This window comes from Bradyrhizobium sp. AT1 (assembly GCF_001590795.1).
In the GTDB taxonomy this organism is placed as follows: domain Bacteria; phylum Pseudomonadota; class Alphaproteobacteria; order Rhizobiales; family Xanthobacteraceae; genus Bradyrhizobium.
Map to the genome: position 1 here is coordinate 3237019 of NZ_JXDL01000001.1, position 2821 is coordinate 3239839.

4 protein-coding genes are annotated in these 2821 nt (G+C 66.0%); all 4 read left to right on the forward strand.

Features of this window, described 5'->3' with window-relative positions:
* Window positions 1–229 (forward strand): Sua5 family C-terminal domain-containing protein (locus SE92_RS15270; protein ID WP_283806771.1); only part of this gene is annotated, 229 nt, incomplete at its 5' end.
* A gap of 24 nt (window positions 230–253) precedes the next feature.
* Entirely contained in the window at window positions 254–1681 is a 1428-nt protein-coding gene (locus SE92_RS15275; protein ID WP_063196510.1) for an FAD-binding oxidoreductase, read from the forward strand.
* Window positions 1678–2109: a GNAT family acetyltransferase gene (locus SE92_RS15280; RefSeq protein ID WP_063196511.1), complete on the forward strand. Its 432-nt coding sequence runs from the start codon at window positions 1678–1680 to the stop codon at window positions 2107–2109. The genes SE92_RS15275 and SE92_RS15280 overlap by 4 nt, the downstream gene beginning before the upstream one ends.
* Before the next feature lie 13 nt (window positions 2110–2122).
* Window positions 2123–2704 carry an NUDIX hydrolase gene (locus SE92_RS15285; RefSeq protein WP_063196512.1) on the forward strand — a complete coding sequence of 194 codons (582 nt, stop codon included), beginning with the start codon at window positions 2123–2125 and terminating at the stop codon, window positions 2702–2704.
* The last annotated feature ends 117 nt before the right edge of the window (window positions 2705–2821 follow it).

Below are 2821 nucleotides of genomic sequence, written 5' to 3' on the forward strand. Positions count from 1 at the left end.
GGCGCTGCTGGCGTTCGGTCCTGCACGGCTGCCCGGCATTGAGGCCGCCAGCGCCGTCATGAATTTGTCGCCCACAGCTGATCTCGATGAAGCCGCCGCCAATCTGTTCGGCTATCTTCGCGAGCTCGATGCGAAGAGCCCGCGGGCGATTGCGGTGATGGCGATCCCCGAGGAATATCTGGGTGAAGCGATCAACGACCGGCTGCGCCGGGCGGCGGTTGCGCGATAAGAAGCTTGAGAAGAGACAACGAGAATGAACGTCAACACACCTGCCGTCCCCCCGCTTGCGCCCGAGCTGATCGCGCAATTCCGTGCGATCGTCGGCGAGCGTCACGCCATCACCGATGCCAACGACATCGCGCCCTATCTCACCGAGGAGCGCAATCTGTTCCACGGCCGCTCGCCGCTGGTGCTGCGCCCGGGCTCGACCGCCGAAGTCTCCGCGATCTGCAAGCTCGCCTCCGCGCACAACATCGCGCTGGTGCCGCAGGGCGGCAACACCGGGCTCGTCGGCGGCCAGACGCCGCACAATGGCGAGGTGGTGGTGTCGCTGCGCCGGCTCGACAAGATCCGCGAGGTCGACACCGCCTCCAACACGATGACGGTCGAAGCCGGCGTGGTGCTGCAGGTCGCGCAGACGAAGGCCGCCGAAGTGGACCGGCTGTTTCCGCTGTCGCTCGGCGCCGAAGGCAGCTGCACCATCGGCGGCAATCTCTCGACCAATGCCGGCGGCACGGCCGCGCTCGCCTATGGCGTGGCGCGCGAGATGGCGCTGGGCCTGGAGGTGGTGCTGGCCGACGGACGCGTGCTCAACACGCTGTCGAAGCTGAAAAAGGACAACACCGGCTATAATCTGCACAACCTCTTCATCGGCGCCGAAGGCACGCTCGGCATCATCACGGCGGCGACGCTCAAGCTGTTTCCGAAACCGCGCTCGGTCGAGACCGCGTTCGTCGGGCTGAAATCGCCGGCGGCGGCGCTCAAGCTGCTGACGATCGCGCAAGGCGAAGCCGCCAACGCGCTGACGAGCTTCGAGCTGCTGTCGGAGATGGCGGTGGCGTTCTCGGTCAGGCACGGCATCGACGTGCGCGATCCGCTCGAAGCGAAGCATCCCTGGTACGTGCTGATGGAATTGTCGTCGCCGGGCGACGACGCCCGCACGCCGCTGGAGACGATCCTGACCCGTGCCATGGAGGAGGAGATCGTCAACGACGCCGTGATCGCGGCGAGCCTTTCCCAGCGCGCCGGCTTCTGGAAGCTGCGCGACGAGATGTCGGCGGCGCAGAAGCCCGAGGGCGGCTCGATCAAGCACGATATCTCCGTGCCGGTTGCGGCCGTGCCGGAATTCATCGCCGAGGCCGATGCCGCCGTGGTGAAGCTGATCCCGGGCGCGCGCCCCGTTCCGTTCGGTCATCTCGGCGACGGTAATCTGCATTACAATGTCAGCCAGCCGATCGGCGCCAACACCGCCGATTATTTGGCGCGCTGGCACGAATTGAACGCCGTGGTGTTCGCGATCGTGCTGCGCATGGGCGGCTCGATCTCGGCCGAGCACGGCATCGGCGTGCTCAAGCGCGACGAGCTGCCCGACGTCAAGGACAAGACCGCGATCGAGCTGATGCGCGCGATCAAGGCGATGCTCGATCCGCAGGGCATCATGAATCCGGGGAAGGTGCTGTGAATACCCTGGCGATCGATGCCATCAATGATGCCGACGTCGAGCCGGTCGTGGCGCTGTGGCAGCGCTGCGGCCTGACGCGTCCCTGGAACGACCCACATGCCGACATCGCGCTGGCGCGGCGGCGCGACAATTCGACGATCCTGCTCGGCCGCGAGGGCGGCGCGATCGCCGCGACCGTCATGGTCGGCCATGACGGCCACCGCGGCTGGGTGTATTACGTTGCCGTCGACCCCGACCGCCAGAAGCGCGGCCATGGCCGCGCCATCATGGCGGCGGCCGAGGACTGGCTGCGCGCGGCCGGCATTGCGAAGCTGCAGCTGCTGGTCCGCCGTGAGAACGCGCCGGCGAATGCGTTCTATCAGTCGCTCGGCTTCGAGGAATCCACGTCCGTGATGTTCCAGAAGTGGCTCGACGGCCGCGCGCATTAGCTGAAAGACAGTCATGACCATTTCCGACCGCGTCCGCATCAAGGACGTCCGCGTGCTCTCGGACGGCTGGACCACCCTGAAGAACACCACGTTCGAGTATCGCCGCGCCAGCGGCGAGTGGCAGACGCAGCACCGCGAGACCTATGAGCGCGACAACGCCGCCGCCGTGCTGCCGTATAATCTCGCGCGGCGCACCGTGATCCTGGTGAAGCAATTCCGCCTGCCGGCCTTCATTCGCGGCTACGACGATCTGCTGATCGAGGCCGCCGCCGGCGTGCTGGACAATGCTTCGCCAGAAGAGCGCATCCGCGCCGAAGCCGAGGAGGAAACGGGCTATCGCCTGCACCACGTCCACAAGGTGTTCGAGGCCTTCATGAGCCCGGGCGCCATCACCGAGAAGCTGCATTTCTTCGTCGCCGAATACGAGCCCGAGATGCGCGTGAGCGACGGCGGCGGCCTGGAACACGAAGGCGAGGACATCGAGGTGCTGGAGGTCGGGATCGACGAGGCCCTGGCGATGATCACTGACGGTCGCATCATCGACGCCAAGGCGATCATGCTGCTGCAGTATGTGGCGCTGCATGTGTTCAGGTAGGTGAATCTATCCGCGCGCAAGGTGCAACTCCTTCTCCCCTTGCGGGAGAAGGTGGCGCGAAGCGCCGGATGAGGGGTCCGTCTCCGCGAATTCGAACGCTCGGACTCGTGGAGACAA

Excerpts from the sequence above, each read along its gene's own strand:
- SE92_RS15285 (WP_063196512.1), top strand. The coding sequence starts at position 2,123 with ATGACCATTTCCGACCGCGTCCGCATCAAGGACGTCCGCGTGCTCTCG.
- SE92_RS15275 (WP_063196510.1), top strand. The coding sequence starts at position 254 with ATGAACGTCAACACACCTGCCGTCCCCCCGCTTGCGCCCGAGCTGATC.